Source organism: Catellatospora paridis, assembly GCF_009720365.1.
Classification (GTDB): Bacteria; Actinomycetota; Actinomycetes; order Mycobacteriales; family Micromonosporaceae; genus Catellatospora; species Catellatospora paridis.
Window position 1 is genome coordinate 119,254 of the sequence record NZ_ML769324.1, and the last position, 14,650, is coordinate 133,903.

Annotated in this window: 13 protein-coding genes; 7 read left to right on the forward strand and 6 right to left on the reverse strand. The window is 72.7% G+C overall.

Annotated features, from left to right (window positions below):
* Positions 1-163: 163 nt before the first annotated feature.
* The gene (locus tag F9C41_RS27635) at positions 164-916 is read right to left on the reverse strand and encodes a DUF2127 domain-containing protein (RefSeq protein WP_155389774.1); all 753 of its coding nucleotides are present in this window, start codon (positions 914-916) and stop codon (positions 164-166) included.
* A gap of 235 nt (positions 917-1,151) precedes the next feature.
* Between F9C41_RS27635 and F9C41_RS27640 the strand changes: the two genes are divergently transcribed.
* A complete protein-coding gene (locus F9C41_RS27640) occupies positions 1,152-2,054 on the forward strand; it encodes a hypothetical protein (RefSeq protein ID WP_155389775.1) in 903 nt (300 codons plus the stop codon).
* A gap of 23 nt (positions 2,055-2,077) precedes the next feature.
* Here F9C41_RS27640 and F9C41_RS27645 read toward each other — a convergent pair whose 3' ends face one another.
* Both F9C41_RS27645 and lysX read right to left on the reverse strand, forming a co-directional pair.
* Entirely contained in the window at positions 2,078-2,989 is a 912-nt protein-coding gene (locus F9C41_RS27645) for a polysaccharide deacetylase family protein (protein WP_155389776.1), read from the reverse strand.
* Between the two features lie 61 nt (positions 2,990-3,050).
* A complete protein-coding gene (gene lysX, locus F9C41_RS27650; protein WP_155389777.1) occupies positions 3,051-6,365 on the reverse strand; it encodes a bifunctional lysylphosphatidylglycerol synthetase/lysine--tRNA ligase LysX in 3,315 nt (1,104 codons plus the stop codon).
* 116 nt (positions 6,366-6,481) lie between these two features.
* On the opposite strand from lysX, the gene F9C41_RS27655 reads away from it, so the two are divergent.
* From F9C41_RS27655 to F9C41_RS27665, 3 genes are read left to right on the forward strand one after another with little or no spacing between them, the layout of a single operon-like run.
* Entirely contained in the window at positions 6,482-7,264 is a 783-nt protein-coding gene (locus F9C41_RS27655) for a hypothetical protein (protein ID WP_155389778.1), read from the forward strand.
* Positions 7,265-7,314: 50 nt separating this feature from the next.
* Complete coding sequence (locus F9C41_RS27660; RefSeq protein WP_196279985.1) at positions 7,315-8,154, forward strand: NUDIX domain-containing protein; 840 nt, start codon at positions 7,315-7,317, stop codon at positions 8,152-8,154.
* A gap of 24 nt (positions 8,155-8,178) precedes the next feature.
* On the forward strand, positions 8,179-8,727 hold the full coding sequence (locus F9C41_RS27665) for an NUDIX hydrolase (protein ID WP_155389780.1): 549 nt from the start codon (positions 8,179-8,181) through the stop codon (positions 8,725-8,727).
* A gap of 130 nt (positions 8,728-8,857) precedes the next feature.
* On the opposite strand, the gene F9C41_RS27670 is transcribed toward F9C41_RS27665, so the two are convergent.
* Entirely contained in the window at positions 8,858-9,985 is a 1,128-nt protein-coding gene (locus tag F9C41_RS27670) for a DNA polymerase III subunit beta (protein ID WP_230690064.1), read from the reverse strand.
* Between the two features lie 66 nt (positions 9,986-10,051).
* Here F9C41_RS27670 and F9C41_RS27675 point away from each other — a divergent pair, with 66 nt between their 5' ends.
* From F9C41_RS27675 to F9C41_RS27685, 3 genes are all read left to right on the forward strand, one after another.
* Entirely contained in the window at positions 10,052-10,393 is a 342-nt protein-coding gene (locus F9C41_RS27675; RefSeq protein ID WP_155389781.1) for a MazG-like family protein, read from the forward strand.
* Between the two features lie 61 nt (positions 10,394-10,454).
* Entirely contained in the window at positions 10,455-11,918 is a 1,464-nt protein-coding gene (locus F9C41_RS27680) for a PhoX family protein (protein WP_230690065.1), read from the forward strand.
* 78 nt (positions 11,919-11,996) lie between these two features.
* Positions 11,997-13,079 carry a DUF5925 domain-containing protein gene (locus tag F9C41_RS27685; protein WP_155389782.1) on the forward strand — a complete coding sequence of 361 codons (1,083 nt, stop codon included), beginning with the start codon at positions 11,997-11,999 and terminating at the stop codon, positions 13,077-13,079.
* A gap of 127 nt (positions 13,080-13,206) precedes the next feature.
* Here F9C41_RS27685 and F9C41_RS27690 read toward each other — a convergent pair whose 3' ends face one another.
* Positions 13,207-13,944 (reverse strand): ABC transporter permease, encoded by a 738-nt coding sequence (locus F9C41_RS27690; RefSeq protein ID WP_155389783.1) that lies wholly within the window; start codon positions 13,942-13,944, stop codon positions 13,207-13,209.
* The gene (locus tag F9C41_RS27695; protein ID WP_155389784.1) at positions 13,937-14,641 is read right to left on the reverse strand and encodes an ABC transporter ATP-binding protein; all 705 of its coding nucleotides are present in this window, start codon (positions 14,639-14,641) and stop codon (positions 13,937-13,939) included. The genes F9C41_RS27690 and F9C41_RS27695 overlap by 8 nt, the downstream gene beginning before the upstream one ends.
* Between the last annotated feature and the right edge of the window lie 9 nt (positions 14,642-14,650).

The window sequence follows — 14,650 nt, forward strand, 5'->3', positions numbered from 1 at the left end:
CCGCCTGCACCAGCGCCCGCCCGGCCCCGCCGGGCGGGCGCTTTGCCGCCCGCCCCCACCCCCGCCCCCGGTCGCAACTCTTAAGGAGTTGCGGCATCAGAAGGTCCGGGAAGCCGCGACTCGTCAAGAGTTGCGCACCCCGGCGGGCGGGGACCGTGGGCGTTCAGGCGCCCGTGGCGGCGCGGGCCACCTGGATCAGGCTGGCGTGGTGGCGTTCGGCGTCGTATGCGGCGCGTCCGCCGCGTGCGCCGAACAGGCGCTTGCGGTAGACGAGGAAGGCCACGGCGCCGATGTTGATCAGCAGGGCGGTGACGCGGACCCAGGTGACGCGCTCGATCAGCTCGTACACCTCCAGCGGGATGAACGCCGCGGTGGCGATCGCGGCCAGGTACTCGCCCCAGCGGCGCAGCAGCCACAGCCCGGTGCCCTCGACCAGTTGGAGCAGGCCGTAGCAGGCCAGCGCGGCGGCGATCCAGGTGAGCGTCTGCGGCCGGGTGGCCAGCGCGGTGCGCACCAGGTGCACCAGCGGCGACTCGGCGAGGTTCCAGTGCAGCCGGTCGGCCAGCGGCTGCAGCAGGGGCAGATCCTGGTCGAACGCGATCCGCACGGCGGGCTGGGCACCGCGGAAGCGCCACACGGCGTACGCCCCCAGCAGCAGGAGCCCGCCACGGATCGCGCGCTCGACCGCCAGGGCCCGCAGCACCACGGCGTCGCGCAGCAGTTGCCCGCGCAGCGGCACGGGTGCCTCGTCGGCGGGGCCGGCGGCACGCGGCGGGCCGGGCACGTAGTCCCCGCAGCGCAGGCAGCGCCAGGCTGCCCCGTCGACGGTGTCCACCCGCAGGTGATCGCGAAGTTCGGGCTCGTCCGGTGCGTAGGTGAGGTGGTGCCGGGCGCAGGCCAGCAGGTTCCAGTCCATAGCGCTCCTGCCTGAGTCCGACTCTCAGGTTATCCGGTTTCGAACCGTTTCAGACCGATTGGTCATGGACCCGGGCAGCGCGAAATGTCCGTATCACCCTCGTCCGAAAGTACTACATCAACACAGCCTGAATGCATGGACTAGACCTACGACCTGCGCCTTCGTAGCGCTCAACAGTGGTCCCGACCACTATTCGCAGGTGGGCAGCGGTCGATCGCCTTTCTAGGATCGGCGAATGCGTGGCAACGGAGCACACGAGCAGCGCGGAGTCGGCCGTCACCGAGCGGCAACCCGCCAGAATCCCCTGACCAGTCCCCTCAAGTCCCTCGCGGAGGCGATCAGCCGGCTCAAGTCGGCCGACTCGCGCAAGCTGATGGCAGTGACCGGCCTCGTCGGCGCCCTGGGCGCCGCCACGGTCGGCGGAGTGGCGGCCGGCGCCGGCGCACCCGAACACCAGGTGACCCTGCAGACCGCGAGCGCCAACCGGGCCGTGGCCGACCAGGCCGCGACGCGGTCGATGGACCGCGCCGCGACCACCGCGAGCAAGCCGGTCGAGGCCGCGGCCCCCAAGGCAGCGCCCAAGGCCCAGCCGAAGGCCGCAGCCCCCAAGGCAGCGCCCAAGGCCGCCCCGAAGGCAGCGCCCAAGATCGCCGCAAAGCCCAAGGTGGCCGTGAAGCCGAAGGCCGCCCCCAAGCCGGTCCTGCGCCCCGTCGCCGGGCTGGACATGACCCAGATGCGCAACGCCCAGGCGATCGTGCAGGCCGGCAAGGAGCTGGGCCTGCCCAAGCGCGCCTACGTGGCGGCGGTCGCCTGCGCGATGCAGGAGAGCCAGCTGTACAACCTGGCCAGCACCGTGTACGCGGAGTCGTACGACTACACCAACCAGGGTGAGGGCTCCGACCACGACTCGGTCGGCCTGTTCCAGCAGCGCCCGACCTCCGGCTGGGGCACCGTGCGCGACCTGATGCAGCCCAAGTACGCGGCGACCCAGTTCTACAAGGCCCTCGACAACGTCGCGGGCTGGCAGGACATGCCGCTGACCCTGGCCATCCAGGAGGTCCAGGTGTCGGCCTTCCCGTACCACTACGCCAAGCACGAGACCCGTGCCCAGCAGGTCGTGGACGCACTGACCCGATAACCGCACGCCACCGCGGCGGTGAGTCACTGCCCCGGCCGTCGGAACCGACCGGTTCCGGACGGCCGGGGCTCTTCCATGCCCGGCGGCAGCGGGGCCAGATGGAACCGCGTGATCAGGTTCGCCAGGATGGTGCGCAGCGCGGACAGCGTGCGGGCGCGGTCGCCGCCGCCGTCGTGCAGCAGCACGATCGCGCCCGGGGCGGCCTGCCCGGTGACGTCCGCCGCTATGCGGTACGACGGCCCGTTCTGCCAGTCGCGCGGGTCGACCCGCCAGTGCAGCGACGTCATGCCCAGCCGCCGCGCGGCCGCCACCAGGGTGGCCGTCCAGTTGCCGCCCGGCTGGCGGTAGTACGAGATCCGCGCCGTCGGCGCCGCCGCGACCAGGGCCGCGTTGGTGCGCTGCAGATCGGCGAGCACCGTCGGCTCGTCCCGCAGGCCCAGCCACACGTCGTGGCTCCAGCTGTGGTTGCACAGCGTGTGCCCGTCCGCGACGACATCGCGTACCAGCTGCGGATACTTCGCGGCCTTCGCGCCGATCATGCAGAAGGTGGCCCGTACGCCGTAGTCGCGCAGCAGCGCCAGGACCTGCGGCGTCCACACCTCGTCCGGGCCGTCGTCGAAGGTCAGCGCGACCTCGGGGGTGCCGGTGGTCAGCCGGCTGCCGAACGGGCCGCCTTTCTCGACGGGCAGCGGGGGCCGGTCCGGCCCGGTGATCGGCTGGGGCCGGGGCGGCAGCGGCGGCAGTGCGAGCCGGGCGTTCGGGCCGACCCGGTCACGGGAGGTCTTCGGGGTGTCCGACCGGTCGCCGAGCCCGGTCCGGGAACGGCTGCCGGCGAGGTGTCCGAGCAGGAATCCGCCGACGAGGATGACGACGACCAGCACCAGCGCGGTGACGATAGCGCGCCGGCGGTTCCCGGGTGCCGATCCGGCGCGCATGACTCCTCCTGCGGCCTACGTACCAGCACCATACCAAAATGACCAAATAGGTCGTATGTGTTCAGCGCGCACCGCGAACGAGGGGGAACGGCAGTGTTTCCCGGATGGACCGGCCGGTGAGCAGCATGACCAGCCGGTCGACGCCGATGCCGAGCCCGCCGGTGGGCGGCATGGCGTATTCGAGCGCCTGCAGGAAGTCCTCGTCCAGCTCCATCGCCTCCGGGTCGCCGCCCGCGGCCAGCAGCGACTGCTCGGTGAGCCGGCGGCGCTGCTCGATCGGGTCGGTGAGCTCGGAGTACGCCGTGCCCAGCTCGGTGCCGAAGGCGACCAGGTCCCAGCGTTCGGCCAGCCGCGCGTCGACGCGGCTCTGCCGGGTCAGCGGGGACACGTCGGTCGGGAAGTCCTTGTAGAACGTCGGCATGATGGTCTTCTCCTCGACCAGCCGCTCGTACATCTCCAGCACCACCGCGCCGCGGCCCCACTTCGGGTCGTACGGGATCTTCGCGTCGTCGCAGAGTTTGCGCAGCTTCTCCACATCGGTGTCGGCGGTGATCTCCTCGCCGAGCGCGGACGAGATCGCCTCGTCGACGGTGCGCACGGTCCAGTCCCCCGACACGTCGTGCGGCTGGCCGTCGTGCATGATCACGCATTCGCCGTTGGCGGCCCGCGCCGCGGACTGCACCACCTCGCGGGTCAGCGTCAGCATCGAGTCGTAGTCGGCGTAGGCCTGGTACGCCTCCAGCATGGAGAACTCGGGGTTGTGCTTGTAGTCCACGCCCTCGTTGCGGAAGGTGCGACCCAGCTCGAACACCTTCTCCACGCCGCCCACGGCCAGCCGCTTCAGATACAGCTCGGGCGCGATGCGCAGGTAGAGGCGCAGGTCGTAGGCGTTGATGTGGGTGGTGAACGGGCGGGCGTTGGCGCCGCCGTGGATGCGCTGCAGGATCGGCGTCTCCACCTCGATGAAGCCGCGGTCGTTGAAAGACTGGCGCAGGCTGTGCACCGCCGCGCTGCGTGCCCGCAGCAGGTCGCGCGCCGTATTGCTGGTGATGAGGTCGAGGTAGCGCTGGCGGACCTTGGCCTCCGGGTCGGTCAGGCCGCTGTGCTTGTCCGGCAGCGGGCGCAGGCACTTTCCGGTGATCTCCCAGGTGTCCACGTGCACGGACAGCTCGCCGCGCTTGGTGGTGACCACCTCGCCGGTGACGCCGACGTGGTCGCCGATGTCGATCGCCTCGGTCCACCCCGCGACGTCGCGGTCGATCATCAGCTGCAGGTCGCCGTCCCAGTCGCGGATGGTCGCGAAGGCGATGTGGCCGTGGTCGCGCAGCAGCATCACCCGGCCGGCCGTCGACACCCGGTCGCCGGTGCGCGTGTCGGCGGGCGTCTCCGGGTGCCGGTCGCGGATCTGCCCGCAGGTCGCGGTCGGGTGGAAGCCCACCGGGTACGGGTCGACGCCGTCGGCGCGCAGCCGTTCCAGCTTGGCCAGGCGTACCGCCATCTGCTCGTTGGCGCTCTCGTCGTGCGCCGCACCGGCCGGCTCGGCCGGCTCCGCGGGCGCGGGCAGGCCCGCCAGCACGGGCGCCGCGGTGGCGTCCAGCGCGGCCACCGGCGTGCCCGGCACGGTCAGGAAGCCCTCCGCGATCGCCGAGGCCAGACCGACCTTGGCCAGGTCGCGCCGCTCGCCGAAGCACAGGTAGCGCGGCACCCACTCCGGCTGGTACTTGATGTTCGACCGGTACAGCTGCTCCAGCTGCCACCACTTGGAGAAGAACATCAGCACCCGCCGCCACAGCCGCAGCACCGGCCCGGCGCCGATGCGGCCGCCCTCCTCGAACACCGCCCGGAACACCGCGAAGTTCAGCGACACCCGCTCCACGCCCAGCTTGGGCGCGGCGTTCATGAGCGCGGTGACCATGAACTCCATGACGCCGTTCTCGGCCTCGTGGTCGCGGCGCATCAGGTCCAGCGACAGGCCGCGGCGGCCCCACGGGCTGAACGACAGCATCGAGCGCACGATGCCGTCGCGGTCGCGGGCCTCGACCAGCACGCACTGCCCGTCGTTGGGGTCGCCGAGGCGGCCCAGCGCCATGGAGAAGCCGCGCTCGCTGTCGGTGTCGCGCCACCGGGTGGCCAGTTCCGCGATCTCCTTCATCTCGTCGGGCGGGATCTCTGCGTGGCGGCGCACCGTCGAGGTGTAGCCGGCCCGCTCGACCCGGTTGACGGCCTGGCGCACCTGGCGCATCTCCCGCCCGTCCAGGGAGTACCGGTCGGTCAGCAGGATCGCCTCGTCGCCCAGCTCCAGCACCTTCAACCCGGCCTTGTGGTACGCCGTGGCGCCCTCCTCGCTGGCGCCCATGGCCGCCGGGGTCCAGGCGTAGCTGCGGGCCTCCTCCAGCCACGCGTCGATGGCCTGGCCCCAGGCCTCCGGGTCGCCGACGGGATCGCCGCTGGCCAGGCTCACCCCGTTGACCGGGCGGTAGGTGACGGCGGCCTTGCCGCTCGGTGAGAAGGTCACCAGCTTGTCCCGGCGGGTGGCGAAGTAGCCCAGCGAGTCGCGCTCGCCGTAGTGGTCCAGCAGGCCGCGCACCTTCACCTCGTCGGCGGGTTCGAGCACGGAGTTGACCTGCTGCGAGCGCAGCAGCGTGAACAGCGCCGCGAACACCGCGATCGCACCGAACAGGCCGAGCACGAAGTTGACCCAGCCGGGCGCGGCGCCGTCGCGGGTCACGTCGAACTCGAACGCGCCGCCGAGGACCTTCTCCGCCGCGTACGCGAGCTGCTCCCCGGCGTCCGAGCCGAGCGTGCCGGGGAACGCGGCGACCAGGCTGTAGCCCAGGCCGATGCCGACGGCGGCGACGCCCGCGAAGACGGCGAGGGCCTTCCACACGGCGCCCTTGCGGATCCGGGCGTAGAACTGCTTGCGGGCCAGGAACAGGATGACCAGCGCCGCGACGCCGACGAGCACCGCGATGCTGGTGGCCACCCGGCCCCAGCCACTGAACAGCGGCACTCCGGCGTCGTCGACCAGCTCGCCCTCGGGCACCAGCGTGATCACGCCGAGCGCGAGCACGCTCGATCCCACGTCGATGATCAGGTAGACGATCATGGTCCACCAGGCGATCTTCTTACGCCGGGCGGTGGCCGCGGCGAGCACCGCCATGAACGCCGCGTACGCGAGGTTCGCCGGGACCGGGATCAGGACGTCGTCGAGGATGCGGCGTACCGGCTGGGTGCTGTGCCCGAGCGCGCCGCCGACCGCGGCCAGCGCGCTGATCGCGGCGATGCAGGCGATCAGGATGGCGAAGACGCGGGGGACCTTCTCCCGCCAGTTCCGTCCGTTCGCGCGGGTCGCCGCGTCTGCAGCAGGTGGAACCACGTGCCACCTCGTCTCGTCGGCGATGTATCCGGGCCGTCAACACGAACATATGGCACTCACTACACTTAACGCAGCAAATATGATGAAAGCTCAGGTATGGGGGCGGGGGTGGGACGGTGTCCGACTGGTTCCACCGCACGGTCGTCGAGACCGGCCGGCTGCCCCTGTTCTGCTTCTTCGCCGGAGTGATCTTCGGGTTCGTCTTCATCCGGTTCTCGGTGCGCATGATCCGGGCGCAGGTGAAGTGGTGGCCCGGCAACGTCACCCCCGGCGGCGGCCTGCACATCCACCATGTCGTCTTCGGCGTGGTGTTCATGCTGGTGGCAGGCGTGGCCGCGCTGGTCGTGCCGGACGATTACGTGTTCTGGCGGTCGGTCCTCGCCGCGCTGTTCGGCATCGGCTCGGCACTGGTCCTCGACGAGTTCGCGCTGATCCTGCACCTGGAGGACGTGTACTGGTCGGAGAAGGGCCGCACCTCGATCGACGCGGTGTTCGTGGCGGTCTCCGTGACCGGGCTGCTGGTGCTCGGCATACGCCCGGCGGGGATCGACTCCCTGATGCTGGCCGCTGCCGCGGCGGGCGGCATCGGCTGGGTGATCGCCGGGGCCATCGCGTCCACGCACCTGGGGCTGGTCCTGCTCACCCTGGTCAAGGGCAAGATCTGGACCGGGCTGATCGGCCTGTTCATCCCGGTGCTGCTGATCGTCGGCGCCATCCGGCTGGCCCGCCCGCACTCCCCCTGGGCCCGCTGGCGCTACCAGCGGCCGACCCCGAAAGCCGCCGCGAAGCTGGCCAAGTCGACCTGGCGGGAGGTGCAGCTGCGGCGCCCCGCGATCAAAGCGAAGATCTGGTTCCAGGAGCTGCTGGCCGGACACCACGACGCTCCCCCACAGCGGTGAGGCGGGCCGATATGGTGCAACCACCGTCGTCAGTGGAGGAGCAGCCCAAGGTGCGCCGTGCTCACGTCATCACCGCCTGGGCGGTCTGCACCCTGCTGGGCGGCGCGCTGCTGGCCCTGCCCGACGACGGGCCCCGCCTGATCTCGTTCAGCGACGCGCACGGCCCCGGCCTGCTCGACACGGTCGGCGCGGTGCTGGCCCTGGCCGGATCCGCACTGGCCTGGTGGTGGATCTGGCGGGACCGCCGCCGGCTGGCCGCCGCACCGCTGTGGTGGCAGATCACCGCGCCCATCGCGGGCGGCCTCGGACTCGGCCTGGTCCTCGCGTCGGTGCTCGGCGACTTCGCACTGTGGTGGGCGGTCGGCGCGCTGCTCGTCACGCTGGTGCAGGTCGGGCTGTTCGTCTCGGTCAGCGGCATCGGCGCGCACCGGCCCACCCGGGTGCGGGTCACCGGCTACGTGACACGCGGCGCGAACGACGCGCTGGAAGTGCTGATCTTTGAGTATCCGAGCACCCCCGGCACGCATCTGCCCGGCGGGGGCGTCGAGCGGGGTGAGCTGCTCAACGACGCGATGGTCCGGGAGACGTACGAGGAGACCGGCGTGTCCGGCGCGCTGGCCGTGCTCAGCGTCGTGGGCGTGCAGAGCGGCCGGTTCGCCGACACCCGCCGCCCGTACCTGAACGTCTACTTCCACCTGCGCACCGACGACGACCGCGGCCAGTGGCGGCACACCGTCATCGGCGATCCCGGCGTCTGGGACACCGGCCTGGTCGTCACCTGCCGCTTCATCCCCCTCGCCAAGGCCCGCGAGCTGCTGCGCGACACCGGCAACACCCAGCACGCCTTCCTCGACCTGCTCGCCGTCCCCGCCGCGAACCCCCTGTCCTGAGCCGCCCGCCGGTACGATCCGGCCGTGGCATCCCCTCATGACCGTTTTCCGTTGCTGTTCGCCCCACAGCGATGGGAGTGGGCCGGCGTCGACTGCCGGTTCTCCACGACCGCGCCGCCGGACCGGCTCGTCACCAACGTGCACGTCGTCGGCTTCGCCGGGGATCGGGTCGTGCTCTGCCGGGACGAGCGGGACGTGTGGTTCCTGCCCGGCGGCACCCGCGAGCCCGACGAGACCGTCGCCGAGTGCGCCGCCCGCGAGCTGCGCGAGGAGGCCGGGGCGGTGCTGCGCGGCCCGCTGCACGTCATCGGCGCGCACCACGCGGTGTCCGACCAGCCCGCGCCCTACCGGCCGCACCAGCCGCACCCGGAGATGGCCTGGCTGTGGTGCTTCGCCGAGGTGAGCGTCGAGGGCGCGCCGGACAACCCCGACGACGGCGAGACCGTCCTCGAGGTACGCGCACACGCCCTCGACGACGCCCGCCGCCTGCTCCTCACCGACGGCCCCTGGTACCCCGAGCTGGTCACCCTCGCCGCCGAGCAACGCGCCGCCGGCACCGCGACGCCCCTCTGACCGTGCCCGTCTCGCAGTTTCGGGGAAAGTGCGCGTAAGGGGACGTCGATTCCTGCAGTTTCCCCGAAACTGCAGGCCGCCCGGCGTCGGCGACCCTGGGGGGTCGGCGGTCCTCGTGGTTGACCGAGGGTCAGGCGTGGTGGGTGGTGTCCGCGGGGCGCAGGGGCACGACCAGGTAGCGCAGGTCGATGCCCGGCTCGGGCGACACGGCCGTGAACGCGGTGGGCCGCAGCGCCGACTGGATCTCCAGGCGCGCCTGGCGGCCGGCGAACGGGCGTAGCGCGTCGAGCAGGTACCGGGCCTGGTACTGCCGGGTCAGCCGGTCGCCCAGCAGGTCGGCCTTGAGCGTCTCGGACGACTCGCCGGCCAGCGGGTCACTGCCGCGCACGCACAGCTCGCCGTCGCCGAGTTCGAGGGTGACCGCGCCGCGCGGGCCGGCGTAGTGCGCCGCGCGGCCGACCGCGGCGGCCAGCTCGTCCGCGTCCACCCGCACGGTCGCCTCGGGCTGCGCGGCCAGCAGCCGGTCGAGCTGCCGGTCGGGGAAGGCCACCGCCAGCGAGGCCGTGCCGACCGTCCAGCCGGGCCAGGACAGCGCGAACCGGCCGTCCTCGGCGTGCAGTCGCACCTCGGCCGAGCGGCCCGCCTGGCGGCCCAGCTCGGCCACCAGCACCGCCGGGACCAGCACGTCCAGCTCCGCGCCGGGCTCCGCCGACCAGGCCGGGCGCGCCGCGGCGAGCCGGAAGCGGTCCGTGGCCAGCATCGAGACGACCGCGCCCGCCGAGCGCATCCGCACCGCGGTGAACAGCGGCAGCGCGTCCTCGCGGGAGGCGGCGCCGGCCACCGCGGCGGCGGCCCGCCAGTCCGCGCCCGCGAGCACACCCACCGCGGCGGGTGCCTGCGGCGGGCGGGGGAAGGTGTCCAGGTCGAGCCGGGGCAGCGCGAAGCGGGCCCGGTCGGTGCGCACCGCCAGCCGCGCGCCCTCGGTGCACAGCCGCAGCTGCGGGGCGTCGAGCGTGGCCAGGGTGTCGGCCAGCGCGCGCCGCGACACCACCGCCTCGCCGTCGGTGTGCGCGGTGGCGCTCACCCGCACCCGCGCCCAGGCCTCGCCGTCGGACGCGGCCAGCTCCAGCCCGTCGGCGTCGCCCCGCAGCAGCACCCCGGCCAGCGCCGGCTGGTGCGCCCGCACCGGCAGCAACCGCAGCAACTGCGCCGCCGCCTCGGCCACCTGACCCGTCCCGACCGTCACATCCAACGACATGGCCCGCACGCTAACCACCCGGTACGACAGCCCGCGCCGCAGCGCCGGCCCGGTAGGGTGCGCCGGGTGGACGAGACGAGCCGGCGGGCGGTGGACGCGGCGGTGCGGTGGCTGGACACGCACCACGGCAGCGGACCGCAGCAGCAGACCATGCGCATCCTCAAGGTGACCGAGGAGGCGGGTGAGGCGGCCAGCGCCTGGATCGGCGTGCAGGGCCAGAACCCGCGCAAGGGCGTCACGCACACGCCCCGGGAGGTCGCCGACGAGCTGGCCGACGTGGCGCTGGCGTCGTTCGTGGCGATCCGGAGCCTGGGCTTCGACCCGGCGGAGGTGCTGTCGGCCAAGGCCGCGAAGGTGCTCGACCGGATGGCCGCACACGGAGGGACCTCCGCCGGCGTCGATGCGTGATCATGCGGGTGGTTCGCTCGTTGCACCTCCGTAGCTCCCTCGACGCACGGAAGTGAGCGCGATGATGGTGATCAAACGGCGTTCGCTGCTCGGCGGTGCGGCCGTGGCGGGCGGGCTGTTCGCCGCCGGTCCCTTCAGCGGCTTCCTGGCCCGCCAGAGCACGCCGCCGCAGCCGCCGTCACGGATCAAACTCGCGCCGACCGCCGACCTGCGCGACGGCGTGCCGCGGCTGTGGGTGCCCGAGGGCTTCGCGTACCGCTCCTTTCACGACACGGAGTGGCCGGTGGTGCTCGACGACGGCTCCCGGCTGCCGGGCAGCCACGACGGCATGGGCGCGTTCCAGGCGCCGGGCGGCAACACGATCCTGGTGCGCAACCACGAGGTCAAGGTCACCGGGTCGGCGTTCGGGCCCGGCCACGTCACCTACGACCCGGCGGCCGGCGGCGGCACGACCACGATCGAGGTGACCCGGTACGGCGAGGTGGTGCGCTCGCACACCAGCCTGAGCGGCACGCACACCAACTGCTGCGGCGGGCGGATGCCGTGGGGCACGTGGATCAGCTGCGAGGAGACCGTGCACGGCCCGGACGTGGCCGGGGTGGGCAACTACCAGCTGCGGGAGCGGCACGGCTTCATCTTCGAGGTGCCCGCACAGGGCGCCGTCGAGCCGCGGCCGATCACGGCGGCGGGCCGCTTCGCGCACGAGTCCGTGGCCTACGACCCCGCCGGCGGCGCGCTCTACCTGACCGAGGACAACTTCGCCTTCGCCAGCTGCTTCTACCGGTACCTGCCGCCGCGTGCGCCGGATCCGCTGCGCACCGACGGGCGCGGCATCGCCGACGGGGGCCGGCTCCAGGCGCTGGCCGTGAAGGGCCGCCCCCGCCTGGACCTCGCCGCCGCGCAGGAGCCCGGTGCGGTCTTCCCCGTCACCTGGGTCGACATCGACGACCCGGCGCCGAGCTTCCCGTACACCGCGGGCGTGCCCGCGCCGACGAGCGAGCACAAAGCGCTGCGGCACGTGGGCGACCAGGGCCGCGACGGCGGCGCGGCGCTGTTCTCGCGCCTGGAGGGCTCGACCATCCGGCAGGGCGTCGTCTTCTTCACCTCCACGCAGGGCGGCGGCCGGCCGGAGAAGGACGACGGGCCCTTCGACAGCGGCTACGGCAACGGCCACGGGCAGATCTGGGCCTACCACTGCGCGGAGGAGGTGCTCCGGCTGGTCTACCAGGCCCCCGCCGTCGACGGACTGGACTTCCCGGACAACATCACCACCAGCCCCAACGGCACGCTCATCCTGTGCGAGGACGGCGCGAACAACAACTACGTGCGCGGGCTGACCCGGCACGGGCAGGTGCTCGACATCGCGCTCAACCGACTCACCAACCGCGCCGGGGTGTCCCGCGAGGCCGACGAGTTCGCCGGCTGCGCGTTCAGCCCGGACGGGCACACGCTGTTCGTGAACGTCCTGGCCATACACGGGATGACGTTCGCGATCTGGGGGCCATGGGCGAAACTCGGAATCTGAGCGCGGCGCACGCTCAGCCCGGGCGACGGGGCCGGAAAACTGCTATGTGCGCAGGTCCAATTGCGAGATCATCGACGTATGGGCACTCTGCCACAGCTGTCGACCAACCTCACCCTTGATGACTCCGACACTCCTCGGGACGTCGTCGACGCGATGATCCTCGCCCCGTTCAGCACGGGCGAGCAGCCGTACGCCCACACCGCCCGCCTGCCCCGCGTCCGCAAGGACGCCAACCTGCTGCCGGAGGAGGGGCGGGTGCTGCGCGTGGCCACCGACGACGGCCTGCGCAGCCACCTCGCCGCGGGCGACGGCTGGACGCTGCGCGCCGCGCGCTGGCGCGGCGGCGTCGCCGAGGTCACCGTCACCGCGACCACCGAGGAGCTGGCGCTGCGCATCCTCGACGACGCCACGCGCAACGCGCGCGAGGACCACGTCGAGCGCGCCGACACGGTGCCGATGGGCTTCTGGCACCACTCCGCCAAGCGCGGCGCGCAGCGCAGCACCCGGCCGATCACCACACCGTCGTGGGACGCGATTCGGGACAACTACTCCGCCGACGTCGCGGGCTCGCTGGAACGCCTGATGACGCTCACCCCTGACTCGATCTCCGGCCGCCTGCTGCTGCTGCACGGCGTGCCCGGCACCGGCAAGACCACCGCGCTGCGCGCGCTCGCGCGGGCGTGGTCGTCGTGGTGCCAGGTCGACTGCGTGCTCGACCCGGAGCACCTGTTCCACGACTCCAGCTACCTGATGGAGGTCGCCATCGGCGACGACGAGCAGGAGGAGCGGCGCTGGCGGCTGCTGCTGGTCGAGGACTGCGACGAGCTGATCTCCTCGGCCGCGAAGGCGTCCAGCGGCCAGGCGCTGTCGCGCCTGCTGAACCTGACCGACGGCCTGCTCGCGCAGGGCCGCGACGTGCTCGTGGGCCTGACCACCAACGAACCGCTCAACAAGCTGCACCCCGCCGTGGTCCGGCCCGGCCGCTGCCTGGCTCAGATCGAGGTCGGCCCGCTGCCCTTCGCCCAGGCGAGCGCCTGGCTGGGCAGCACGGTAGGCCTCAGTTCGTCCGGTGCCACGCTGGCGGAGCTGTTCGCCATCCAGCGCGGCGACCGCGACCTGGTCCAGCTCACACCCGAACCCTCCACCGGCTGCTACCTGTGAACCGAGGGGCGTCACGAGCCGCGCCTTGCATTGACGTCGGCCTATCCAGATGAGTACGATCGCCGATTTTTCATCCAGATAGGCCAACGTCTATCACAAACGGGGCCGGCGGCTCGCGAGGCCGGGTTCAGAGCAGGCGACTGCGGCCCCAGCCGCGGTTCATGCGCCAGGCGGCGTACAGGCCTGCGGCGAGCGCGACCAGGAGCAGGACGCCGACGCCGCGCAGCGCCGCCGCCACGTCGCCGGTCGCCGCGCCGCCCAGCGCTTGCAGCGCCCAGTAGCCGGGCGACGCGGGCGCGACGGCCTGCGCCCAGCCGGGTAGCAGAGACAGTGGCACCATCGCGCCGCCGAGCGTGGACAGCAGCAGCGCGCCGAGGTCGTTGACCGCGCCGAGTTCGCTGTGACTGCGTACCGTCATCGCCGCGGCAGCGCCGAGCAGCAGCAGCGTGACCGCCCAGGCCAGGGCGGCCAGGGCGAGCAGGTCCGGGCGGGCCACCCGCAGCCCGAGCGCGACGACGCCGTACCCGAGCACGACCGCCTGCTGCGCCAGCAGCACCCCGCCGAGCGCGACCGCCTTGCCGGTCAGGATCTGCCCCGGCGACGCGGGCGTGGCCCGCAGCCGGTCCAGGGTGTGCCAGGAGCGTTCGGTGAGCAGCGAGCCGCCGACGATGGACAGGCCCAGCAGTGAGAACAGCACCAGCATGCCGGTGACCGCGTGGGTGGTGCCCTGGTCGCCGATAGCGGCGCGGTAGAGCGGCCGCAGCACGGTGATCATCACGAGCGGCATGCCGATGCGGCTGATCACCGCCCCGGGCTCGGCCGCCAGCAAGGCCACGTTGATCCGGACGAGGGCGAGGCTACGCATGGTCGGCCGCCAGGGCGTGGTAGAGGTCGTCGAGGGTGTCGTGCCCGGCCCGCAGTTCGTCCTGGCTGCCTCGGGCGATGACCCGCCCCGCCCGGCAGACCGCCAGCGTGGCCCCGAGGTCGACCAGTTCGGGCAGGTAGTGGGTGGTGTAGAGCACCGCAGCCCCGTCCGCGGCGTGCGACCGCACCAGGTGCAGCAGCGCGGCGCGGGTGCCGGGGTCGGCGCCGGTGGTCGGCTCGTCGAGCAGCAGCAGCGCGGGCCGGTGCAGCATCGCGGTCGCCGCCTGGGCGCGGCGGCGCTGCCCGCCGGAGAGCAGGCCGACGGGCCGGCGGAGCACGTCGGTGAGGCCGAGCGCCTGCGCGGTGTCGTCGATCGCTCGGCGCAGGCCGCGCCCGCGCAGCCCGGCGAGCGCACCGAACAGGCGCAGGTTGTGCGCGACGGTCACGGACAGGTAGAGCGCGATCTCCTGCGGGGCGAGGCCGATCAGGTGGCGGGCCTGTGCCGGCGGCAGGCCGCCGATGGTGACGACGCCGTCGTCCGGGCGGGTCAGGCCGGTGACGATCTCGACGAAGGTGCTCTTGCCCGCGCCGTTGTGGCCGATCAGGCCGCAGATCTCGCCGGGCGCGACGGAGAGGTCGAAGCCGTCGAGGGCGGTGACCGGGCCGTACGCCTTGCGCAGGCCGGACGCGTACAGCACGGCGCGCTC